Below are 23,486 nucleotides of genomic sequence, written 5' to 3'. Positions count from 1 at the left end.
CTCATGGGAATTGTGCGTTTTTGCGTACAATTTTCTAGAGTTTTGACTATTTTTGTAGGAAAAAAACAAAGAAAGGATGAGGCAGTTGACTGTAAATCACTGCAAAAATCTAAAAAATGTCTTACGAGTTTGATGAAAATTTTGATGTAATTGTTGTTGGTGCTGGTCACGCCGGTGTGGAAGCTAGCTTGGCTGCAGCCCGTATGGGATGTAAGGTTTTATTAGCGACTATTAACCTAGAGATGCTGGCTTTTATGCCATGTAACCCTTCTATCGGTGGATCGGCCAAGGGGATTGTTGTTCGTGAAATTGATGCTCTTGGTGGGGAGATGGGTAAAAACATCGACAAAACCTATATTCAAATGAAAATGTTGAATACTGGTAAAGGACCTGCAGTTCGAGCTTTGCGTGCTCAAGCAGACAAAGCCTTGTATGCCATGACAATGAAACATACAGTTGAGCGTCAGGAAAACTTGACTCTACGTCAATCAATGGTTGATGAAATACTTGTTGAAGATGGCAAGGTAGTCGGTGTAAGAACGGCCACAAATCAAAAATATGGAGCTAAAGCAGTTGTTGTAACAACAGGAACGGCTTTACGCGGTGAAATTATCCTAGGTGATCTCAAATATTCTTCTGGACCAAATAATAGTCTTGCATCGGTTACTTTGGCTGATAATTTGAAGGAGCTTGGGCTTGAAATTGGTCGATTTAAAACAGGTACTCCTCCTCGTGTCAAGGCATCATCAATTAATTACGAAGAGACCGAGATTCAACCAGGCGACGAAAAGCCGAATCATTTTTCTTTCTTGTCTAAGGATGAAGACTATCTTCAGGACCAAATTCCTTGTTGGCTAACTTATACGAATCAAGAAAGCCACGATATTATCAATAACAATTTACACCGTGCACCGATGTTCTCAGGTATTGTCAAGGGAGTAGGTCCTCGTTACTGCCCATCAATCGAAGATAAAATTGTCCGCTTTGCAGATAAAAATCGCCATCAGCTTTTCCTTGAACCTGAAGGAAGAGAGACTGAAGAAGTCTATGTGCAAGGCCTGTCAACTAGTCTGCCAGAGGATGTTCAAAAAGAGTTGATTCACTCAATTAAAGGTCTCGAAAAGGCAGAGATGATGCGAACTGGTTATGCGATTGAATATGATATCGTGCTCCCTCATCAACTACGTGCAACACTTGAAACGAAGTTGATTTCAGGTCTCTTTACAGCAGGACAGACCAACGGAACTTCTGGATACGAGGAGGCAGCAGGTCAAGGTCTAGTTGCTGGTATTAATGCAGCTCTTAAAGTTCAAGGTAAACAAGAGCTTATTCTCAAACGTAGTGATGCCTATATTGGTGTAATGATTGACGATCTTGTCACGAAAGGAACTTTGGAGCCATATCGTTTATTGACTTCACGCGCAGAGTATCGACTTATATTACGTCATGATAATGCAGACATGCGCTTGACACCTATTGGTCGAGAAGTTGGCTTGGTTGATGATGAGCGTTGGAATATCTTTGAAATTAAGAAAAATCAGTTTGACAGTGAGTTGACACGTCTGTCAAAAGAAAAATTAAAGCCTATCAAAGAAACAAATGAAAAAATTCAAGCTCTAGGCTTTAAGCCTTTGACAGATGCCATGACAGCCAAAGAGTTTATGCGTCGACCGGAGATTGATTACGCTACAGCTACTCAGTTTGTCGGTCCAGCTGCAGAAGATTTGGATGCTAAGGTTATAGAGTTACTTGAAACTGAAATCAAGTACGAAGGTTATATCAATAAAGCTTTGGATCAAGTAGCTAAGATGAAGCGAATGGAAGAAAAAAAGATTCCGAAAAATATTGATTGGGATGCTATTGATTCTATTGCAACTGAGGCTCGTCAAAAATTTAAGAAAATAAATCCTGAAACTATTGGTCAAGCAAGCCGTATATCAGGGGTTAATCCAGCAGATATCTCTATTTTGATGGTTTACCTTGAAGGCAATAATAAGGCTCGACGTAAAGTGGATTAACAGTCGTAACACTTGTAAAAGCCTTTTAATTAAGGCTTTTTTATGTTATAATTGCTAGATTAAGAGGTTTTATATGAAAAGATTTCACTTTGCAACTATTCACCTGGTAATGATAGGACTAATTCTTTTTGGAATTGCCACCATTTTTGTTCGCGTATTACAATCGGAGTCTGCACTCATTTTTGCGCTTTTTATCATTATGGTAGTAGTTGTTGCACTATTGCATTACCAAAAGACAACATATGAGTCCTTAGAAATAGAGCAATTAGATGAACTGAATCAGGATGTTGAGGATTCTTTGAAGACCCTTCTTGGAAAGATGCCTGTCGGAGTTATTACTTTTGACGAAAATGACCATATTGAATGGTTCAACCCCTATGCCAAGTTAGTGCTTTCAGATGAATATGGGAACTTCAATAAGCAGTTGATTGCAGACTTTATCTCCCAGAAGCGAAAGGGGTCACCTTCGAATGTGATAACTGTTGGTGACAATAAATATGCTGCCTTTGTGGATTTTGACAATAAGCTGACATATTTTATTGACAATGTTTATGATCAAGATGAAAATGTTGATCCAAATATGACTCGACCTGTTATTGGGATTATTTCAGTTGATAACTACGACGATGTGACAGGAAGTTTGCCAGATGCGGATGTTTCAAAAATCAATACATTTGTAGCAGGATTTATTTCTGAGTTTGCTAAGGCTAAGCATATTCATTATCGACGTATTGAAGGGGATCGTTTTTACTTCTTTACCAATTACAGTGTTTTGACAGAATTTATGGATCAAAAGTTTTCTGTCTTGGACGACTTCCGTCAACAGGCACAAGAACGTGGTTTACCACTGACTTTGAGTATGGGAATATCCTTTGGGACGCTTAAGCATGATCAAATCGGGCAAGTTGCTTTGCAGAACCTTAATATTGCACTTGTTCGAGGCGGGGATCAAGCTGTTGTTAAGGAAAATGACGATCACAAGGAACTTCTTTATTTTGGAGGAGGCTCTGTCTCAACAGTTAAGCGTTCTCGTACAAGAACAAGAGCTATGATGACTGCAATCTCAGATAAGTTAAAAACAGTCGAAAAAGTATTTGTTGTTGGTCACAAGAATCTTGATATGGACGCCTTAGGGGCTACTGTTGGTATGGCCCATTTTGCTAGTCAGATTGTTAGAAAGAGCTATGCTGTTTATGATGATATGGCTATGAATGCGGATATTGAGCGTGCGGTCGAACGTTTGAAGGAAGATTGGCAGTCACCACTTATTACACTCTCAGAAGCTGAGGAACTAGTTGACCAACACTCATTGCTAATTATGGTTGACCATTCAAAAATCAATCTAACCCTATCTCAGGATTTTTATGATCGATTTAATGAAGTTATTGTCGTAGACCATCACCGCCGAGATGATGACTTCCCTGAAAATGCAGTTTTGACTTTTATTGAAAGTGGAGCAAGCTCTGCTTGTGAATTGGTTACGGAGTTGTTACAATTCCAAGGGGCTCCAGAACGTTTGAGTAAAATCCAAGCTTCTATCCTTATGGCGGGTATAATGCTGGATACCAAGAATTTCTCTACGCGTGTTACTAGTCGAACATTTGATGTTGCCTCTTACCTTCGTAGTTTAGGAAGTGACAGTGGAGAAATTCAAATGATTTCTGCTACTGATTTTGACGAATATCGACGTATTAATGAGTTAATTCTTGCAGGCGAACGAATTACTGATGATATAATCGTTGCTACAGGAGATAACTATAAGTGTTATAATAATGTTGTGATTTCTAAGGCAGCAGATACTATGCTTGCAATGGCTGGAATCGAAGCAACCTTTGTTGTTGCTCGAACAAGTAATTCTACTGTAAACATATCTTCTCGAAGCCATAATGCGATTAATGTACAACGCATTATGGAAAAATTAGGTGGAGGAGGACATTTCAACCTAGCTGCCTGTCAGTTACGAGACTGTAGTGTTGCTCAAGCGCAAAATAAATTAATTGAAACTATTATGGGAGAGTTGGCTCCCAAGGAGGATTAAAATGAAAGTTATTTTCTTACAAGACGTTAAGGGTAAAGGAAAAAAAGGTGAAATTAAAGAAGTACCATCAGGTTATGCTCAAAACTTCTTGATTAAAAAGAATCTTGCTAAAGAAGCAACAAACCAAGCTATCGGGGAGTTGAAAGGAAAACAAAAATCAGAAGAAAAGCATGCTGCAGAGTTGTTAGCTGAAGCAAAACGTGTTAAAGAACAACTTGAGAAAGAAGAAAATCGTCTTCAATTTACTGAGAAGGTTGGACCAGATGGTCGTACATTTGGTTCAATTACAGCTAAAAAGATTGCGGAAGGACTTCAGAAACAGTTTGGAATCAAGATTGATAAACGTCATATTGAACTTGAACATCCTATTCGAGCGATTGGTTTGATAGAAGTTCCTGTAAAGCTTCATAAAGAAGTGAATGCACAAATTAAGATTAACATCAAAAATAGTGCTGAGTAATTGTTGACACTATAAGTAAATCTTGTAAAGGAGGGAATAATTGTGGCAGAAGCTCAAGAATTACGAGTGCAACCTCATGATTTAGTAGCGGAACAGTCTGTTCTGGGGGCTATTTTCATTAACCCGGAAAAGTTAATTACAGTTCGAGAGTTTGTCGAAGCAGATGACTTTTACAAGTATTCCCATCGTGTCATTTTTAAAGCAATGGTAACGCTGTCGGATCGAAATGATGCCATTGATGCCACGACAGTACGTACTATTCTAGATGACCAAGATGACCTCCAAAACATAGGGGGGATTTCTTATCTTGTAGATTTGGTAAATAGTGTTCCAACATCCGCAAATGCTGAGTACTATGCTAAGATTGTGGCTGAGAAAGCCATGCTTCGCCGTATTATAAATAGGTTGACAGAAACTGTAAACGAAGCATATGAGGGGGCAACTGAATCTGATGAAATTATTGCAAATGCTGAGAAAGCCTTAGTTGATGTTTCAGAGCATAGCAATCGTAGTGGTTTCCGTAAAATATCTGAAGTTCTTGATGTCAATTTTAATACTTTGGAGATGCGTTCACAGCAAACATCAGATGTTACTGGGTTACCAACAGGTTTCCGTGATCTTGACAAGATTACAACAGGTTTACACCCTGATCAATTAATTATTTTAGCAGCTCGCCCTGCAGTTGGTAAAACAGCCTTTGTATTGAACATTGCTCAGAATGTTGGCACCAAGCAAAATAAAGCTGTTGCAGTCTTTTCACTAGAGATGGGTGCAGAAAGCTTGGTTGATCGTATGTTGGCAGCTGAAGGGATGATTGATTCCCATGCTTTACGTACAGGTCAATTGACAGAGCAAGATTGGAATAATGTGATGATTGCTCAAGGGGCATTGGCTGAGGCACCTATTTATATAGATGATACCCCTGGTATAAAGATTACTGAGATTCGTGCACGGTCCCGTAAATTGTCACAAGAAGTAGAAGGTGGTCTCGGTCTCATTGTGATTGACTATTTGCAGTTGATTACAGGGACGCGACCAGAAAATCGCCAACAAGAGGTTTCAGATATTTCAAGGCAGTTAAAAATCCTGGCCAAGGAGCTCAAAGTTCCTGTAATTGCCTTGAGTCAGTTGTCTCGTGGGGTTGAACAACGTCAGGATAAACGTCCAGTCTTATCTGATATTCGTGAGTCAGGATCTATCGAGCAGGATGCCGATATTGTAGCCTTCTTATATCGTGATGATTACTACCGAAAAGAGGGTGAAGAACCAGAGAATGCGATTGAAGATAATACAATCGAAGTTATCCTAGAAAAAAACCGTGCTGGTGCGCGTGGAACAGTCAAGTTACTATTCCAAAAAGAATACAATAAATTTTCATCGATTGCTCAGTTTGAGGAATCATAATTTTCAGATTTAAGGAGATATATATGAGTGATGCATTTGCAGATGTTGCTAAGATGAAAAACATCAAGGAAGCTATTAAGTCACATGAAGGTCAGCTAGTAGAATTGACCCTAGAGAATGGACGTAAACGTGAAAAGAATAAAATTGGTCGATTGACAGAGGTTTATCCATCATTGTTTATTGTTGAATATCAAGATTTCAGTTCTCAAGCAGGAGCTATTAATAATAGTTATGTTGAATCTTACACTTATTCAGATATTTTGACTGAGAAGACTCTCATTCGTTATTTGAGTCCTGAGGAACAAGCTGAAATCGAAAATAAATAAGAAAAAGCCTTTACTTGGTTTTTTTTTCGTGGTATACTACTAAAGTATGTGAAATAATAGCAGGATAAAATGAAGCTCGTCAACAGGAAGTCGGCTAGAAAAGTAACCTTTGCTGTTTGGGCGAAGTCTTTCTGAACGAATCAGGTTTATCTAAAACGTTATTTCCTAAAAATATTTTTTATAGGAGGACATTATTAATGTCACGTTATACAGGTCCATCATGGAAACAATCACGACGCCTTGGTTTCTCACTTACAGGCACAGGTAAAGAATTGGCACGTCGTAACTACGTACCAGGTCAACACGGTCCAAACAACCGTTCAAAACTTTCAGAGTACGGTTTGCAATTGGCTGAGAAACAAAAACTTCGTTTCTCATACGGTTTGGGTGAAAAACAATTCCGTAACTTGTTCGTACAAGCTACTAAAGTTAAAGGTGGAACACTTGGTTTCAACTTTATGGTTCTTTTGGAACGTCGTCTTGACAACGTTGTTTACCGTCTCGGCCTTGCAACTACTCGTCGTCAAGCACGTCAATTCGTAAACCACGGTCATATCCTTGTTGACGGTAAACGTGTTGATATCCCATCATACCGCGTTGAAGTTGGTCAAGTAATCTCAGTTCGTGAAAAATCAGCTAAAGTTCCTGCTATCCTTGAAGCGGTAGAAGCTACTATCGGACGTCCAGCATTTGTATCATTCGATGCTGAAAAACTTGAAGGTTCATTGACCCGTCTTCCAGAACGTGATGAAATCAACCCAGAAATCAATGAAGCACTTGTCGTTGAATTCTACAACAAAATGCTTTAATTTTAAAATTATTGTATCGAAAAGCCCATTGTTATGGGCTTTTTTGTTTATCTTAAATCATTGATTTTTAGGTTTGTTCAGTTATTTGTTTAGTTACAAGTTTGTTTTCTAATATAAAAAAGTCCCTAGTCTAGTACAAGTGACTGGGGATTCGTAATATGATGATAGATGATTTTGAGGTATAAATTATTTATTATCCAATCCGCCTTCAAAATCTGCTGAAACGTTTGAAACGTAGTTGGTGAAGTAGCTTTCAAAATCTTTTTTTAGTTGGTCGTACTCCTCTTCGGAGTAATCTTTATCCTCTATATAAGCCTGAAATCTAGGAATTCCCAAATCTTTTTGGAGACGTTGGATTACTTCTGTCTTTGTCATAAGAACCTCTCTTTCATTCTTTATTTTACCACATTTCAAATTGTATGAAGCATACATGTTGTTTTTAAGGTTTACTTTTGATATACTGTCAAAGTTATTTAAGAAGGAGGCTACTATGTCTATTATTACACTAATTTTAGCTGGGATTGTTGCTTTGGAGCATCTCTATATCATGTATTTGGAAACTTTTGCGACACATTCAGACACGACTAGTCGTGTTTTCAATATGAGCAAAGAAGAACTTCAACGTGATTCTGTTACAAACTTATTTAAAAATCAAGGAATTTACAATGGCTTGATTGCTGTATTCCTCTTGTATGGAATTTTTACAAATAGTCAGCTACTTGTAACTGTTTTTGTACTCAATGTTTGCTTTGCTGCTATTTATGGTGCTATAACTGCCAATAAGAAAATTATTTTAACGCAAGGCGGACCCGCAATTTTGACCTTGCTTTCACTTATCATTTCCTTATTTTAAGGATTTTATTGTAAAAGAAAAAAGCTGCTTTAACTATTGAAATGGTTAACAGCTTTTTATGATTTTGAAGTTATTTTATTGTGGAATAAAGCGTAGAAGAAAGTCTGTCATTTCTTGAGGTGATTCTTTTTTCCCTTTATTTATCCAGGCTTGACAAGCACCAAAAATAGCATGCGCAAAATAAATACTGGCATAGTCTTTCTCGAATCCTTTGAGAGTTCTTTCTTCAGCAGTGGGATCAATGAAGTCCTCAGCTATCATACGCTGAAGTTTATGTATCAGAAAATCTTGAATTTCTTTTGATCCATTGGTAGACAATAGAGCTGATAGGAGCTTTTCACGAGTGAGAAATTCAAAGATTTCGAGAAAGGCTCCCTCTTTCTTTCCTTCATATTTATCAAAGATGTATTCTAGTTTATGAAAAAGCTCTTTCTGATAACTATCAATCATTTCATACTTATCTTTGTAGTGGGTATAAAAACTCGAACGGCTAATCCCAGCTGTTTGAACCAGACGAATGGTAGTAATATCATTGAAATCTTGGTCTTCAAGACATATTACTAAAGCATCTAAAAGAGCTTTTTTTGTTTGCGCGCGTCTTTGATCTTTTGACATACAAATCTCCTTTTATACACTTTTAGGCCATGTGTCCAAAAAGCGATTGTTTAACATTGATTTTCAGGTAAATGAGTTTATAATTGATTATATCATAAAAATAAACACAGTGTCTAAAAAGGAGAAATATGTTAGCAGAATTAAAGGCTCTTCTTAAAAGTCCAAAGCTCTGGATAACTATTATTGGTGTCTCATTGATACCTGCTTTATATAATCTAATCTTTTTGTCTTCTATGTGGGATCCTTACGGTAATGTGAAAAATCTGCCAGTGGCAGTGGTGAACAAAGATAAGAGCGCTAGTTTTCAAGATAAGACTCTGAATATTGGTCATGATATGGTAGACAATATGTCTAAAAACAAAAATCTAGACTATCACTTTGTGACTGAAAATGAAGCCCAAAAAGGAATTGAGGATGGTGATTACTATATGGTAATCACTTTTCCAGAAAACCTCTCAAGTAATGCAGCAAGTCTTTTGACAAATGATCCTAAGAAACTGGAAATTTCTTATCAAACAACAGCAGGACATAGCTTCGTTTCTTCAAAAATGAGCGATTCTGCCATGTCTAAGTTGAAGGATACCGTTTCTAAAAATATTACGTCAACTTATGTTGGAGCTGTCTTTAGGAGTATGTCTCAACTTCAGGGTGGTATGGGAACTGCAGCGAATGGGGCTAGTCAATTATATGCAGGTGCAGGCGCACTTCAGTCAGGGAGTCAGACCTTATCAAATGGCCTAGGGACTCTTGCTGGCTCTACTCAAACATTGGCTACAGGTGTTGATACCTTGAGTTCAGGCGCATCTGCCTATACTTCAGGTGTGTCAACTTTGTCAGGCGCTTTGTCACAGTTAAACGCGAACTCTGAGGCTGTTAATTCTGCTGCAGGTCAATTTGTATCAGGAGCAGAGGCCATGAATACCTTAGTTACAGGTGCAGATTCGTTGTCAACAGCGCTCAGTCAAATGGCTACAGCAACAAGTTTATCTGAAGAACAGCAAGCACAGCTGTCAACCCTGTCAACTAATTTAACTGAATTAAATACAGCAATTCAAAATCTTAATACAGCGGTAAGTAACACATCATTACCAAGTGGAACATCAACAACATCAGTAGATACAAGTTCAATAGCGACTTATCTTTCAAATATTTCTTCTGCAGCTAGCTCTATAGCTACAGCTAGTGCAACTGATAAAGCAAATGATTTGGCTGCGGTACAAGGAACAGCTGCTTATCAAAGTTTGACTGCAGATCAACAAGCAGAGATTACATCGGCAATTAGTAATGCAGGATCTACAGCTAGTAGTTATGCTTCAACTATTGCATCTGATGTGTCAAGTATGTCAACTGCTTTATCTAGCTTGACAGGTACGACAACAACTAGTAGTGGAGATTCAAGTAGTTTGGCTTCTCTACAAACGTCTATTTCAGGCATTGCAAGTTCGGCGAATGCTCTTCTTCCTGTAGCTTCATCAACGGTATCATCAATGCAAGCTAATATTGCTAATGTCAATTCAGTACTTGTCAATCAATTATCACCAGGAGCAACTCAAGTGGCATCAGGTGTGTCAACCGCTCAAAGTACTCTAGCAACAGGTGCAAGCGCACTTTCAAATGGTTTGTCAACTTATACTGGTGCTGTGTCAACGATTGCCAGTGGTGCTCAAACTCTAGATGCTAACAGTAGTAGTTTAATGAATGGTTTTTCTACTCTTCAAAGTGGAGCAAGTGCTCTCAATATAGGTGCCCAACAATTGGCAACTGGAGGAAATACCTTAACAAATGGATTGACAAGTCTGTCAACTAATCTTTCTACATTATCTGATTCATTAAACAAGGCTAACCAGCAACTCTCTCTTGTTTCTGTAAACTCAGACAATGCAAAAATGGTTAGTGCTCCTCTCAAAGAGAAGAAAACTGACAAGGATAAGGTTGACACTAATGGTGTGGGAATGGCTCCATATATGATCTCTGTTTCTCTTATGGTTGTCGCCCTTTCAACTAATGTTATCTTTGCTAAGAGCTTGACAGGAAGAAACTTTACGAGCCGTTTTGATTGGGCTAAGAATAAGTTACTTATCAATGGTATTATTACAACTATGGCTGCTATTGCCCTTTATATTGCCATTCGATTTGTAGGAGTTGAACCAAATCATCCATTAGCTACATTTGGTATGATTCTCCTTGCAGCATGGACTTTAATGGCGCTCGTTACAGCCCTTGTGGGTTGGGATGATAGATATGGTGCGTTTGCTTCCATGATTCTACTCCTTTTGCAGCTAGGTTCTAGTGCAGGGACTTATCCAATTGAACTTAGTCCTAAGTTCTTTAGGGTCGTCCAACCATTCTTACCAATGTCCTACTCCGTATCAGGTCTTCGTCAAACTATTTCAATGACAGGACAGATCTCAGATCAAGTACGTATGTTATTCATTTTCTTACTTATTTTTGTAGTTGTAGGTATTATTATTTATAGACCAAAGTCTGAAAATGAATAAACTAAAGGCCAGCTCTAATGTGAGCTGGCTTTTTATGTTATTCAACAGTTATATCACCGAGGTCTGAGGTAATGGTTAGTGTGTTATCCTTTGAGATCTTAAGGTTATTTGTGATATCTACCTCTCCTGAATGACTATCGGCTTGAACATTGAGCATGTAATCTTTAAGAGCTAGTTCAATATTGCCAGATGTAACATCCAGTTTATTGTGACCATTGAAAATCAGGTTATCTCCAGAGTAATCCCCCATTGCAATAGATAAATCTGAGTTAGTAAAAAGTGTACGATCACTATCAACACTACCAACATCAAGGTTAGCTTTTAGGTTGCTGACAATCATTTTAGTAAAAGTTAGGTCTCCTACATTTAGATTGATGTCTGCTTGTTTGATGGTGCTATTACTTAAATCTAGATTTCCAGTTGCTAAATCAACCTTTAAAAAATCAATCGTTTGTTTTTTAGGGAGTGTAATGACAATGGTTTTATTTCTGACTTCCTCGTTGAGAGTAGAAAGCCTTACTAAATCTTTTAATCCAAAAAAGTTAATATGTTTGTTAGAAGTCGAATCTAATTCAGAGTTGTTATCATTGATAGTCAATTTACCATCCTTTACAGATGTGTCAATTGGATTTTTTGTTTTTTGGTAGTAAGAAAGCGTTGCTTTGTTAACGTCACCATTTTTTATAAGCACATTGTAGCTACTACTTTTAATATCAATTTTATTGAAGTCCTTAACTTCTTTCTTGACATAATCTTGCTCACTTTTAGTTTGATTTTGTAAATCTGTTAAGCCACCTTGGCTATAACCCCAAGCTACTAATCCTCCTCCTAAAAATAGAGAGATAAGAGACACTCCGAGGATAATCTTTTTCCAAGTTTTCATGATTTTCTTCCTTTCTTGATGAGCCAATTAATCAATAGGGTAATTAGCTTTACAATAAGTTTACATATTTCAAATGAAACCCAAAGTAGTAAGAGTGCTCCTCCAAACATCAATAGACCTAGACCTATTCCAAACAGTGTTGAAGCTAGTGAAACATTTAAGAGAGAGAAGCTTGTAAAGAAAGTGTAAACACCACTAATGAGTAAGGCAAAAGTAAGAGATAAGGCAGTCACTATAACTGCAAAAATAATCAAAAGAAGTGTCAATAGCATAGCTAGGAAGAATAGTAGAATTGGTAAGGCGACTGGACTGGCTAAAACAGCTAGAATCGCAATCCAAAGGATAGTCGTTTTATTGCGTAAGCTACTCTCATCCTCAATAATCTTTTCGTCTAGAAGACGGCTAATGACTTCATGTGCGGCTTCCTTAGGTGTACCTAATTCTGCAATAACCTGAGCTTCATTTTCAGGTCCGGCCTCTTCAAAATATTCCATGAAATACTCGAGAGCCTCTTCGTAGTCCTTTTGTGGTAATTTTCGTAGATATTTTGTTAATTTGGCTATATATTCAGTCCTTGTCATGTCTTAATCTCCCTTCAACAATACCATCCAGAGTTTCTTTGTAGGTTAACCATTCTTCATTAAGAAATTGAAGTTGATTTTTTCCCTCTTGGGTAATACTGTAATATTTACGTTTACGCCCTTGATACGCTTGACTATAGGTGGTCATATAGCCTGCTTTCTCAAGCTTTTTGAGAATAGGATACAGTGTTGACTCCTTGATATTAGCCGCAAGCTTTATGGTTTGACTAATCTCATAGCCATAGGAGTCTTCTCTATCGATAATAGCTAGTATTAGGAACTCTATCAGGATTGACGATGTTGGAAAATACATAGTGTGCTCCTTTGTTTTTAGGATATGTATAAAAATTATATATAATTATTTTACACATTGAGTGTATCTCTTTTAGATAGATATGTCAATATTTTATATATAAAAATTTTATATAATAGGGATAATTTCTTTTTTATGATAATATGAAATCAAGGAGTTCTTATGACTATTAAAGATAAACTAGCTCATTACGAGCCGAAGCCACTAGGGGAGAAAGGACGCTATGCAGTGCTTATACCCTTGATATATGATGTCAAAACTGATAAGTATCAAATCCTTTACCAAGTACGAAGTGAGCATATTTCTCAACCAGGTGAGGTCTCTTTTCCTGGTGGCCGTGTCGAAGATGGTGAGACTTTTCAGGAAACTGCTATACGAGAAACGTGTGAGGAGCTAAACTTAATTCCTGACCAAATTGATATTTGGGGAGAGATTGATTATCTGATTCATCAGGGGAGAACCATCCATTGCTTTGTTGGAAAGATAAATATAGAAAATTGGGAGGATATTCATCCGAATGAAGAAGTGAAACGGTTGTTTACAGTTTATGTTGACACTTTGTTGACAGAGGAACCGATTTATTATAAAGTGACTTCTACCTTGAGTGGTGCGAAAGATTTCCCATTTTTTCTGGTGAAAAATAGAGAAAAATACAATTTTGGGTACAGTGAACGTCATATTCCTTTTTACAGAAACTTGACAGAAAATATATGGGGGATGACAGCTATGTTTACACACAGATTTACAGATATTCTGAAAGATTTAGAGTAAAAATAAAAGATCAACAATAATATGTTGATCTTTTTGCTATTAGTTAGTTTGTTTACTAGGTGTAAAAGAAGTAAAATTTATTTCTGAAATAGGATATCGGGTAGGTCTTTAAAGCTTAATGTATGGGTAGTTAGAGTATCGTGTTAGTAGAGGTTATGATGTTTTAGTGCTATTTATCCTAAGATTGATAATTCTATTAATTTTTCTTAGGTAGCTAACTATGTTGAAGAGTAAGTAAAACATATAACTATAAATAGTAATGCTCCAAAAATCCGGGACAATACTGAGACTATAGATAAATAAAACTGTTGAAATAACAAAAATTAAACAGCTACATATCATGGAAAGTAGAGGACACTCTTTTGAAGATAATAGGCTTTCTATGATTAAGGCAAAAGCAGGTAGCAACAGAGTTAGAATGATAATAATAAAGATGAAGCGTTGTGTATCATCTAGCATCAAGTTACCCAATGATTTACCTAGGTAAAAACGAGAATCACTCCCTCCAGGATAAATCAATTCTCTTGTCAAGGGACTAACTAGGATTAGGGTGTCAAATAGTGAGAAAGCCGCCCATCTCCCAATAGGGAAAGACCACCCTTCCTCAGATAATTCTCTTTGAGTTCTTTCTTCAGTTAATTCGAATTTGATTGTCATCAATATGTACCTCTTTTGGAAAGTCATTTTTTTGATTCAAGATATACCATCCATCTGGTAGTTCTGATTTTTTAAGTACCTGTTCTAATTGAGAATGTAAGTCAATTTCTTTGGAAGGGAAACTAGAAGGAAAATTCAATTGTACAACAAGTTTTTTGTTTCGTAAAGCATCTTTAAGTTAGCCGCCCAGAGCTTTAGAATGTCCCCCTTCATAAGTAGATAGCGTCGTGTCTGGTACAGGTTCTATCTGAACAATAATATTTTTAAAATCTTTATCAGTGTTTAAAGTTTTAGAGATGTCATTAATAAATTTTTGATTTTTAGGGTTGATCTTAATAGACTTTTTAACAAAGTCGTCCCAATATTCTCTTTCATCAGGTAAAATCTTATATTCACTATTTTGGCGATTAAAATCTGAGTCGCTTTCCGTTGGGCTGGCAATGAGTAACAAAAGTTAAACTTTAACCAGATAAAAACGAGATGAAATAGAATTTTGAACATTAGAAAAAAGCCTAGAAACATGCGTTTCATAGGCTTCTTTCTTAAAATGTTTGTTTCTTAATATGGCTTACTTTAGTGATGAAAGTCAAAAGAAAGAGTAGTGTAGATAGGATGATAGCTGGAAGGAAAAGACCTGTCCAATTAGTCATTCCCATTTTCAACAATTTGAGTGAATGGTTCATCAGACCAATCATTGCAAGGTTAATCACTAGGGAGATAAAGAATGCTAGTCCCGTTATAATAAGACTTTCCCAAAGTTTTGTATGCAACAGTTGAGCAGGGGAAACTCCTAATGTGGCTAACTGTTCTTGCTCTTTGGCCTCCTGGCGGACAGACAATAATGTCATGGAGACTACGTTTGCTAATATTAATAGTACAGGAGCTAGGAAAAAGGCAATAGAGGAAACTAATAATTCTAATTCACCGTCTTTTTGAAAGAAAGAAAAGATATTTTGTGAGAGTAGTTGAAAACTCCCAACCAATGTAATTCCTGTAACAACCGAAGCGTTAATGGCTTTAAGATAAGATTTTTGACTTAGAATTTGCCATTTTGCAAGGATTGGGGCGTACCTGTGGCTAAGTAGTATGGGTGATAAAAGTTTGATAATACCAATTTGAAGATAGGGAGATAGAGCATAGATAGCAAAAACATTGACTAGCATGAGGTAAAGCAAGGAACCAGTACCCAATATTGGTTCTGAATGATAAAACATAAATAAAAGGGAAGCATATAGGGCAACTAAAATAGCCCATGGGACTGCTTTCTTAACAATTATCCAAAATTTAAAAGTTTTTCGTTCGACTTTCTGTTTAAGGAGTTTACTGGTATAGAAGTACCCACTAACAAAAGCGAGACTTGAAATTAAAGCTACGGTAGCAAGCAGTGCCAACGGTTGAGAACCAAAGTTTAAATCTGGCATCATACCTTTGCCAAAATACTTCTGTAAATAATAATAGTAGTAACGGCTTATCGGTGTTGCAATGAGAGCACCAGGTATACTGGAAATAAATGCCATTAAACTAATTTGTCCAGCAACTAAAATTGACAACTGCCAGCGGTTAGCACCTAAAATTTCCCAAAGTTGATAATCCGATTTGAAATAATCTAAAAGACTAGCAGTGAGACTGGAAATAATAAGAAAAAGAGTTAACCCGCCAAAGAAAATGGGCATAAGGAATACTGGGCTTGGGTCTGTTTGAACACTGAGTAGTACGTCCTTGTTTGCTATAATATTAAAGTCGCCTGAAAGGGATATCCCTGAAATGAGACTTGCCATAAAAAAGACAGGTACAGTTGCGGTCCATTCTTTCCAACTATATCTCCATTGGTAATAAATGAGTTTTAACATGATTTATCTCTCCCTTACATCAGTCTCTATACCTAAAGCCTTAGTTAATTCTTCAGATTTAGGTTTTATAATTTCTTGGGAAATCAAACCATCCTTAAGGATGAGTGCTCGGTCAGTTTTTGAAGCTAGCTCAATATCGTGAGTAACCATGAGGATACATTTTCCCTGATTAGCTAGTGTTCTTAAAATATCAAAAACAATTTGACGAGAGGTACTATCAAGCGCACCAGTAGGCTCATCTGCAAAAATAATCTGACTATCTGCTAAAATAGCTCGTGCAATAGCTATTTTTTGTTGTTCACCACCAGATAAGGTTGAAGGGAAGGCTTTGCTATCTGCCTTAAATTGCAATTTTTCCAGTAAATCAAGTATCTCTTGGTTGTTGACCTTTTTGCCTGATAATCTTAAAGGTAAGGCGATATTTTCAATAATAGGTAGTGCAGGTACCAAATTATAGGATTGGAAGATAAATGCTAAGGACTCACGTCTTAGTTTAGCAAGTTTATTAGGACTAGTTTGATAGGGATCTAAACCTTGAATCTCAACCTTTCCTTGACTTGGTTGCAATAGACCTGACATACATTTTAATAGTGTTGATTTTCCAGAACCACTGACACCTAATATAGATATAAATTCACCATAGTTAGCTGATAAACTGAGACCGTTTAAAATCTGAATAGTCTTACCCTTGCTTAATTCAAACGACTTAGCAAGGTTTGTTACTTCGATTGCCTGTGTTTTCATAGTCATTCTCCTATAAGTTGACTTTTTTCTATTGTATCATTTTTAATAAGCTGTTGTAAGGGAATAAGTTGTAAGGGAATAAATAGTTTGGTAAATAAAAGTTAGAAATAATTCAATCAGACAAAACCGCAATTTAAGCACGAAAAAAGCCTAGAAACATGAGTTTCATAGGCTTTTCTTATCTTAATTATTTTACCTCAGTAAGGAATACTTAAAATCTATTTTAGTTGCTAGAAACCTTATTAAATCAACGTTTAAGGGTTGTTGATTTTGATAAAACTATCAAAGGTTGCCAAAAAGGTTGCTATGGGATTAAGGGGTTAGCTCTGCTATTTTGTTTAGATAAATATCTACCGCTTGAGTTTTATTTTTAGGAGCAAGTTCGGCATAAATGTCCATTGTAGTCTTGAGTGACTTGTGCCCCATCCGAACTTGTAATTCTTTCCAATTCATTCCAGCATTCAACATCATGGATGCGTGAGTATGGCGGAATAAGTGGAAACCATAATCTGGGAGACTAGCTTCACGCAATCGCTTTTTGAGTGTCGCACGTTCGTTTCTATCACACATATAGTTACCATAAATAGTAGGGAAGATTAACTTACTTTTTGGAAGACCATTTTTCTTGAAATAGAGGTTCATCTCATCATGGAAATTTTGAAGCTCCTCAATGATTTGGTACGGAACAGCTATTCGTCTGTTACCTGAATCAGATTTTGGTGTGTTTTTACAAACGACTTCGCCTTTCAAACCTAATTTTGGTTTTGCATTTTTCCAAACAAGTGTTTTACTAACTAGTATTTCGGAATTATCAAAATCAAGGTCATAGATAGTCAATGCTAATAGTTCATTGATTCTCATACCTGAAGCAAGTAAACTATCGCAAATAACTTTAAATCGGCGATTAGCTCTAGTATTAGGGAGACTGGTAACTTTACTTAGCCAAATTGATAAATCGTCATCATGTAGTACCATAATACGTTTTTGGTTGCTTTTGGGCTTTGGTGGGATTTTGATAGACTGAACGGGGTTAAATTTGAGTTCAAAATGTGTTATTCCAAAATCAAAAATATCACTTAATTTATGGGCAATAGCTCCAAAATCTTTAGCTGAACCCTTTTCAGCTCTCTTGATACCTGCATCCACAGATTCTTTAGATTTTTTTGCTAGTTGATTAACCCAGTTTTGTATATCTGATGAAGTAATTTTATCAGGTTGATACTGCCCAAATTTCGGAAGTATATAGGTATCAAGATAATTTCTTACTCGGTTTAGCGTGTTATCTGAACTAACCCAAGTCTCGTAATTTGAAAACCAAAGTTCTGCTAAGTCTGATAAAGTAGTAAGACTAACAGTTTCTTTCCTTGTTGAACCATTTTCTTCAAAATCAATTTTAGCTTGTATGATTTTTCGGTCTAAAGAACGTAAGGTTTTAGCTGTAATAGTTGTTTTGACTGGTTTTCCAGTTTTAGAATCAAGTCCTAAATAAATACTTTTAGCTGAATAACTAGTCTCGCCATTGTCCTTTGTTCTCTTTAAAATGCTTTTTCCTTTATGGATAATTTTTTCTGTATTCATGGTTGCTCTCTTCAATCAATCGAAGGATGAAAAAAGCTAAAATAGATTGTATTTCTCACTTTCTTTTTTGATACATCTATTTTAGCATATTTCTCTTCTAGTTACTGCTTAGAAAGTCAATTACATCATCTATACGGTAATAGACTGTCCTAGTACCCTCAATAGGCGGCTCTAATCGTTTTAGACCTTTGTTTTCCCATGATTTAAGTGTGTTGGGAGAAATACTGAGTAAGGAAAGAAGTTCTTTTTGCGTATAGATACCTGAAATACTCTTTTCACTATTCAAGTGTTTTAGCAACTCAATAATGGTATGAAGCATGTGTCCAATTTGCTTTAATTCAAAATTATTACTAGCCATACTAGTCTCACTTTCTTTGGAAAAATTTATTGAAATATGAGATACTAGCAGTAGGGGTAAGCTACTGCCTATCTCTCAATTTGTAGCATCACTCTTTGGCTTCTTGGCGGAATCTTTAGGGGTGATGTTATTTTTTTGATAAAAAATTTGGAAAGCGTCTTCAAGGAAGTCTTTGAAATTGAGTTTCTCAAGTTCTGCTCCAAATTTATTTAACCATAATCCTACATCTGGATTTGGAGTGTAGTTGGTCTCATACTCTTGAATTAGTCTAATGATGAAGTGATTGCGGGCTTGTGTTCCCCAAATTTCTTCAACTTTTTTCAGAAGAGGAAAGAACCCACTCCCTTTCATTAAATATGAAATCGTTGCTAGTAGGTCATTATTTCTAGAGTTCAAAGATTCAAGTTCTGGAAAGCTCCCGAATCCTTTAAGCAAGTCACTAGTGAATGGCAAAGGCTTACCAGACTCTGTATCATGAAAGCAGTACTTATCAATCATTTTATTGACAATAAGCTTGCTCAAATCTTGAGGGCTATCAACTTCAAGCAGTAAGGCTAAAATTTGATTACTGTATGTCCCTTTATAGGAGGCTTCCATACGAACCCAAGAATCGCAGTATTTGGTTAAGTGCATGTAACGACCTTGATTGTCTAGTTGCTCTTGGTATTTATTGTAAATACGTAACAGAGAATTGACATTTTTTTGCTTACTGCCCAGATAAATGGTTTGTGCATGGCCGTTTACTTCTTGAGCGCTGACTTTAGATACGTTCTTACGCCCCTTGTGATTCGTGACGATATATTGCCTTTTTTTTAGGCCTTGGTAAAGGTCATTGACAGACATTGGGTAGTTAAAGTAGTCAACAGCAAGGTCAATACGAGACAGGCGCAAATCATAATAATCAGCGTATAGCAATTGTGCGATATTGTGAACGTCAATCGCTTCACCGTAATAGTCTTGATAGGTGGCTTTATAGTGAGACAAAGCTGATGCGGAATATTTCAGTATAATTCCCATTGTGAAATTCTTTTCATGCCAGGCAATCGCAAAGTAATAGGGGAGTTGCTGAAAGGTAAAGCCATCTGTATAACCAGCTGGTGCTGTTTTCAGCGGAATATAGTCTCCAAAGAGAGTAGGCAGAGAGAGTCTCTCAGAAACCGTTTCTGCAATTGATGTTGCAATTTGAAACCATTTATCGGGGTATTCTCCTACGGTGTCTTCCGTGGGCTTGATAACAAAGGTTGCTTCATCAATGCTGGTCATAATAACTGGTTTGTGGTTGTTGTTTTTGTGAAGATATTTTTCAATTTCGTATTTACAATACATAAAGTACTTTCTTTCTATACGCCTAAAAAGTGATAATTAACTGGGCGGTCAAGTTTATTTTAGTTAACTATTGCCAATAAGGCAGTGAAATTCCTATGCTTTAATCATATCGTTTTGTGAAGTCAAAGTCAGCCTAAGTTTCATTTGGCAGGTAAATGCTTGATTTGATAGGCTTTTGGAGTAGTAGAAAGTTCTTTCCCTAAAGTGGGATATGTAAAATTTAAAATATAACAGGGAGTGGAACGGGGGTCTTTACATGTCCCCCGTATAACAGCCAGCTAAAGCTGGCGAGGCTGTAGGCCTGATCCTCCGCTTTTGAGCTACGGGGCAACAGCCTCTTCATCAAGAAAATAGCAGTCTGAACGTTGAATAGCTTCTCGAATCAGATTTTCTAAAGGAGACATGTTGTAACTTGGTACAAGAATATGGCGACTATTTTGACCATCTATCTTCATGTAGCCGACACCTCTGGAGTTGTTTCGAGCAATATCATCTTTTTCATCAGAAAAAAGCATGGCGACTGTCTCTTTAGATAATTTACCGAGTGCGATAACTGTACCGATAGAATCACGAGATAATCCCAGACTAGATTTATGAGCATCTTGCTGGGAAACAATGACATAAATCGAGAAGGAACGTCCCAATTGGATAAGACGAGTATAATCTTTAATGGCTTGTTCACGCTCTTTTTTATCTAGACTATTCTGCCATGCATTGAACTCATCAAAGCAAATCACGACAAATTCTCTGGAGGTATCCATTCCCTTTTGGCGGTTTTCAAGAATTGATAATGCTAAAGTAAGGAGCTCAGAGACTTCTTCAAAACGCTTAAAACCTTTACATCCGTCTAAAAAGGCAAAATCCGAGTCAGCCTTGTAGTCGCCGATTAGGAACGTGGCTCTTGGGTAGGTGTGAGCAAAGCGAGCCAATAATATTTTAGTCGCAAAAGTCTTACCTGACCCACTGGAACCTACCAAAAGAGCGTGGGGTACACGCTCAACAGGTATATCCCAGAAGAAATGGTTCCCATAATCAGCTAGATTTTTATCAAGAAAACATTTCATCTGTTAATCCTCCTATTTAGAAGTGTAAGAAAACCGAATTCCTAAATTTAGACAATACTGATCATTATACCGTAATCGTTCTCCGAATTGAGGCGTAACAGAAAGCCACTGCCCTTTGTCTGACCAGCTTTCATAGGTTGTAGATTTAGCTAGGTACTTGTTAAACTCTATTAAAAAGACTTGTTGAACATAGCTTTCTTCATTATCGATATCAATATCCTTTGATAACATAATTGGAAAACTAACAAGGTGAGAGCTATTGTCATCGTTACTTTGCAAGAATCGAATGTTGCGACTATCTAAAAGAAGTTTTTGACCTGAAACAGTGGCGCTTTTTTCAATTACCTGTTCAATATCTGCTGTGATTGTTGAAAGGTTTAACTGAAGCGCCTGAGCCTGTTTCTGCTTTTCTCTAATTTCACTTACCCTAAGAGCTAAATAAAGAAATCCAGCAAATAAGATTATCAACCAAGATATAAACGACATATAATAATTCCTTTATAAGGATAAGGGGAGATACTCCCCATTATCCATTAAACCAACTCAATAAAAGCAGACTTAGCTTTTATTGAAAGCGCAGCACGATTCCCGTTGGTGTATGCGTTGATAGAAACATTTTCGATAATGATTTCTACCTTCTCATCGAACAAAGAAGCAAAGTCAGAGACATTAACCGTATCAGCTTTGATATTTGTTTGATTGAATCGACCATCTGGAGTTCGTACACCGATAGTTAATTGGGTTTGACCAGTGCTTAGACCAGAAGTGAAATCTTTTACTTCTGATGCACCGATTAAACGCCCTTGAATTGTTACTTGTGTAGCTTCCATGAGCCACCTCTTCTCTAACCGTTTTGTTGAAAACGTCAATAAATACACGGCTTTTTATATCTATTGAAGATATGTAATTTTGTGTGATAGCTACCTCACACTATTATTGTAAAAAATTGGACGGTATTTTGTTACCTAACTAAAGCCTTTGCTTAACACATCCTGCTATAATAACTAATTGAAAGCAAAAAACTTTATTACAAGATGTTTGAAAGCGTTTTACCATAAACTTTTCATCACCCATTTAATTGTTAGTGATATAAATGATACAATAGGTTTATCAAGCTCAGGAGGTCCTTTTTTGTGATTAATAAAGTTAATAAGTTAGAAAAACGTATGTTAGTAACAGTTACTGTGAATCTGATGCACCGAATGGAAAGTTTTCAACGTTTCAAATTAGAACAACAAATTAGTGGTGATTATGATGCAAAGATTGCTTATTTAGTAGATAATTTTCGTGTTCATGAAAAAACAGCTGAAAATCTATTGTCTGGAAACATAGTTTCTTCAAATAATTATTTTGAAATTTTTACTTCTTTTGACCCTGATTCGCAAGACAAGGAGAGAACAGACTTAGAAAAACTCGCAGAACAAATCACTAATGAAATCGAGCAGGGAAACAATAAAACCATTGAAGAAGTTAATAGTATACTTATTAATAAATTAGAAAAAAATGATTTAAAAGAATTAGCCAAAAATAGCTTATCTACGTCATTAGAAAAGTCTGTATCTTCAAGTTTTGAAAAGGTAAAAAAACCAAGTAAAGGGACAAAGATTTCTGATTATGCATTAGTAGTGTGGAATAGTTATTTTTATAAATTTATTTCTGAGAAAGAAAATCTATTTCAAATTATTAGTAAATTTGATGCAGTCTCTAAAGTTTTTGACTACCTCCCTCTTGTTGAAACAATTTTTGAATCGGAAGATACAATTGCTATATTTTCTCAAGTAGCTGAGCGTTTACCTTTGTTCCGAATTGTTCAGGATTGGGAGGATTGGGATAATGTAGAAAATTTCATTAGGTCAGTTCAAGAACGAAATGGCTTTGACAACTACTTAAATTAGAGCGTACAAAAAAGCCAAGTCATTTTAGACTTGGCTCACTCTATCTGTTTTAATATGTCTCTGAGAGCTTTGATTGTTGGCTCTCTTTTTTCTTTAGGAAGATTTTCAATATCTTCAATGAGTTTAGTAAACTCTGTTTCTCTATCTTGTGTTTCTACATTAAAAAAGGTGCTGACATCAACTTGTAATGCCTTCATAATTTTCTCTATAGTATCTATTTTAACGTTTAACTGTTTGCTTTCTAAACGGTAAATGTAGTTAAAGCCAAGATCGGCTTTTTCTGCTAGATACTCTTGTGTTAGTCCTTTTTCCAGCCTTAAATGTCTGATTTGTTTAGCTACAAACTCTTTTAAACTATTATTATTTGTCATGACGATACCTCTCTATCATCATACAAGGTTACTTCATGAAAGTTACCACCCTTAGGAGACTGAACAATATATAT

Annotated in this window: 26 protein-coding genes; 10 read left to right on the top strand and 16 right to left on the bottom strand. The window is 36.5% G+C overall.

Features of this window, described 5'->3' with window-relative positions:
* Positions 1–116 precede the first annotated feature (116 nt).
* The 6 genes from mnmG (at position 117) to rpsD (ending at position 7,055) form a co-directional block, all read left to right on the top strand.
* Complete coding sequence (gene mnmG / locus RDY04_RS06040) at positions 117–2,018, top strand: tRNA uridine-5-carboxymethylaminomethyl(34) synthesis enzyme MnmG (RefSeq protein ID WP_303952457.1); 1,902 nt, start codon at positions 117–119, stop codon at positions 2,016–2,018.
* 73 nt (positions 2,019–2,091) lie between these two features.
* On the top strand, positions 2,092–4,056 hold the full coding sequence (locus tag RDY04_RS06035; protein WP_303952454.1) for a DHH family phosphoesterase: 1,965 nt from the start codon (positions 2,092–2,094) through the stop codon (positions 4,054–4,056).
* 1 nt (position 4,057) lies between these two features.
* Positions 4,058–4,516: a 50S ribosomal protein L9 gene (gene rplI, locus RDY04_RS06030; RefSeq protein ID WP_295496465.1), complete on the top strand. Its 459-nt coding sequence runs from the start codon at positions 4,058–4,060 to the stop codon at positions 4,514–4,516.
* 42 nt (positions 4,517–4,558) lie between these two features.
* Positions 4,559–5,920, top strand: a complete 1,362-nt coding sequence (gene dnaB, locus RDY04_RS06025) for a replicative DNA helicase (RefSeq protein ID WP_303952451.1) — start codon at positions 4,559–4,561, stop codon at positions 5,918–5,920.
* 23 nt (positions 5,921–5,943) lie between these two features.
* The gene (locus RDY04_RS06020) at positions 5,944–6,246 is read left to right on the top strand and encodes a Veg family protein (protein ID WP_002885699.1); all 303 of its coding nucleotides are present in this window, start codon (positions 5,944–5,946) and stop codon (positions 6,244–6,246) included.
* Positions 6,247–6,443: 197 nt separating this feature from the next.
* Positions 6,444–7,055 (top strand): 30S ribosomal protein S4, encoded by a 612-nt coding sequence (rpsD, locus tag RDY04_RS06015; RefSeq protein WP_002885833.1) that lies wholly within the window; start codon positions 6,444–6,446, stop codon positions 7,053–7,055.
* A 186-nt stretch (positions 7,056–7,241) separates the two neighbouring features.
* Here rpsD and RDY04_RS06010 read toward each other — a convergent pair whose 3' ends face one another.
* Positions 7,242–7,430 carry a hypothetical protein gene (locus RDY04_RS06010; RefSeq protein ID WP_003095232.1) on the bottom strand — a complete coding sequence of 63 codons (189 nt, stop codon included), beginning with the start codon at positions 7,428–7,430 and terminating at the stop codon, positions 7,242–7,244.
* Positions 7,431–7,545: 115 nt separating this feature from the next.
* On the opposite strand from RDY04_RS06010, the gene RDY04_RS06005 reads away from it, so the two are divergent.
* Complete coding sequence (locus RDY04_RS06005; RefSeq protein ID WP_303952447.1) at positions 7,546–7,908, top strand: DUF1304 domain-containing protein; 363 nt, start codon at positions 7,546–7,548, stop codon at positions 7,906–7,908.
* A gap of 75 nt (positions 7,909–7,983) precedes the next feature.
* Here the strand turns inward: RDY04_RS06005 and RDY04_RS06000 are convergent, their stop codons facing one another.
* A complete protein-coding gene (locus tag RDY04_RS06000; RefSeq protein ID WP_295495991.1) occupies positions 7,984–8,523 on the bottom strand; it encodes a TetR/AcrR family transcriptional regulator in 540 nt (179 codons plus the stop codon).
* Positions 8,524–8,651: 128 nt separating this feature from the next.
* On the opposite strand from RDY04_RS06000, the gene RDY04_RS05995 reads away from it, so the two are divergent.
* Positions 8,652–11,021: a YhgE/Pip domain-containing protein gene (locus RDY04_RS05995; protein WP_303952444.1), complete on the top strand. Its 2,370-nt coding sequence runs from the start codon at positions 8,652–8,654 to the stop codon at positions 11,019–11,021.
* 37 nt (positions 11,022–11,058) lie between these two features.
* On the opposite strand, the gene RDY04_RS05990 is transcribed toward RDY04_RS05995, so the two are convergent.
* Genes RDY04_RS05990 through RDY04_RS05980 form a run of 3 tightly spaced genes read right to left on the bottom strand, consistent with a single transcriptional unit; the run spans position 11,059 to position 12,798 of the window.
* Positions 11,059–11,904, bottom strand: coding sequence for a DUF4097 family beta strand repeat-containing protein (locus tag RDY04_RS05990; protein WP_303952442.1), 846 nt, complete (start codon positions 11,902–11,904; stop codon positions 11,059–11,061).
* Entirely contained in the window at positions 11,901–12,485 is a 585-nt protein-coding gene (locus RDY04_RS05985; RefSeq protein ID WP_154864044.1) for a DUF1700 domain-containing protein, read from the bottom strand. The genes RDY04_RS05990 and RDY04_RS05985 overlap by 4 nt, the downstream gene beginning before the upstream one ends.
* Complete coding sequence (locus tag RDY04_RS05980) at positions 12,472–12,798, bottom strand: PadR family transcriptional regulator (protein WP_002887098.1); 327 nt, start codon at positions 12,796–12,798, stop codon at positions 12,472–12,474. The genes RDY04_RS05985 and RDY04_RS05980 overlap by 14 nt, the downstream gene beginning before the upstream one ends.
* 162 nt (positions 12,799–12,960) lie before the next feature.
* Here RDY04_RS05980 and RDY04_RS05975 point away from each other — a divergent pair, with 162 nt between their 5' ends.
* The gene (locus tag RDY04_RS05975; protein ID WP_303952439.1) at positions 12,961–13,569 is read left to right on the top strand and encodes a CoA pyrophosphatase; all 609 of its coding nucleotides are present in this window, start codon (positions 12,961–12,963) and stop codon (positions 13,567–13,569) included.
* A 153-nt stretch (positions 13,570–13,722) separates the two neighbouring features.
* Here RDY04_RS05975 and RDY04_RS05970 read toward each other — a convergent pair whose 3' ends face one another.
* The 10 genes from RDY04_RS05970 to RDY04_RS05925 form a co-directional block, all read right to left on the bottom strand.
* Positions 13,723–14,226 (bottom strand): hypothetical protein, encoded by a 504-nt coding sequence (locus tag RDY04_RS05970; RefSeq protein ID WP_303952437.1) that lies wholly within the window; start codon positions 14,224–14,226, stop codon positions 13,723–13,725.
* 178 nt (positions 14,227–14,404) lie between these two features.
* Positions 14,405–14,677, bottom strand: coding sequence for a hypothetical protein (locus tag RDY04_RS05965; protein ID WP_303952435.1), 273 nt, complete (start codon positions 14,675–14,677; stop codon positions 14,405–14,407).
* Positions 14,678–14,768: 91 nt separating this feature from the next.
* On the bottom strand, positions 14,769–16,076 hold the full coding sequence (locus RDY04_RS05960) for an FtsX-like permease family protein (protein ID WP_303952433.1): 1,308 nt from the start codon (positions 16,074–16,076) through the stop codon (positions 14,769–14,771).
* A 3-nt stretch (positions 16,077–16,079) separates the two neighbouring features.
* Positions 16,080–16,820 (bottom strand): ABC transporter ATP-binding protein, encoded by a 741-nt coding sequence (locus tag RDY04_RS05955; RefSeq protein WP_014632505.1) that lies wholly within the window; start codon positions 16,818–16,820, stop codon positions 16,080–16,082.
* 312 nt (positions 16,821–17,132) lie between these two features.
* Complete coding sequence (locus RDY04_RS05950) at positions 17,133–18,398, bottom strand: site-specific integrase (protein ID WP_303952430.1); 1,266 nt, start codon at positions 18,396–18,398, stop codon at positions 17,133–17,135.
* Between the two features lie 97 nt (positions 18,399–18,495).
* Positions 18,496–18,756, bottom strand: a complete 261-nt coding sequence (locus tag RDY04_RS05945; RefSeq protein WP_195675568.1) for an AlpA family transcriptional regulator — start codon at positions 18,754–18,756, stop codon at positions 18,496–18,498.
* Positions 18,757–18,831: 75 nt separating this feature from the next.
* Positions 18,832–20,082: a replication initiation factor domain-containing protein gene (locus tag RDY04_RS05940; RefSeq protein WP_247918374.1), complete on the bottom strand. Its 1,251-nt coding sequence runs from the start codon at positions 20,080–20,082 to the stop codon at positions 18,832–18,834.
* A gap of 320 nt (positions 20,083–20,402) precedes the next feature.
* Positions 20,403–21,146: a type IV secretory system conjugative DNA transfer family protein gene (locus tag RDY04_RS05935; protein WP_045771984.1), complete on the bottom strand. Its 744-nt coding sequence runs from the start codon at positions 21,144–21,146 to the stop codon at positions 20,403–20,405.
* A 12-nt stretch (positions 21,147–21,158) separates the two neighbouring features.
* On the bottom strand, positions 21,159–21,632 hold the full coding sequence (locus RDY04_RS05930; protein ID WP_303952424.1) for an RNA-binding protein: 474 nt from the start codon (positions 21,630–21,632) through the stop codon (positions 21,159–21,161).
* A 47-nt stretch (positions 21,633–21,679) separates the two neighbouring features.
* Positions 21,680–21,976, bottom strand: coding sequence for a hypothetical protein (locus RDY04_RS05925; protein WP_303952423.1), 297 nt, complete (start codon positions 21,974–21,976; stop codon positions 21,680–21,682).
* A 303-nt stretch (positions 21,977–22,279) separates the two neighbouring features.
* On the opposite strand from RDY04_RS05925, the gene RDY04_RS05920 reads away from it, so the two are divergent.
* On the top strand, positions 22,280–23,041 hold the full coding sequence (locus RDY04_RS05920; protein ID WP_303952421.1) for a hypothetical protein: 762 nt from the start codon (positions 22,280–22,282) through the stop codon (positions 23,039–23,041).
* A gap of 35 nt (positions 23,042–23,076) precedes the next feature.
* On the opposite strand, the gene RDY04_RS05915 is transcribed toward RDY04_RS05920, so the two are convergent.
* The gene (locus tag RDY04_RS05915) at positions 23,077–23,412 is read right to left on the bottom strand and encodes a helix-turn-helix domain-containing protein (RefSeq protein ID WP_303952419.1); all 336 of its coding nucleotides are present in this window, start codon (positions 23,410–23,412) and stop codon (positions 23,077–23,079) included.
* Between the last annotated feature and the right edge of the window lie 74 nt (positions 23,413–23,486).

The sequence above is a fragment of the uncultured Streptococcus sp. genome (assembly GCF_902463925.1).
GTDB lineage: Bacteria > Bacillota > Bacilli > Lactobacillales > Streptococcaceae > Streptococcus.
Note: the sequence above shows the minus strand (reverse complement) of the source record. Positions and strands in the feature narration are given on the sequence as shown.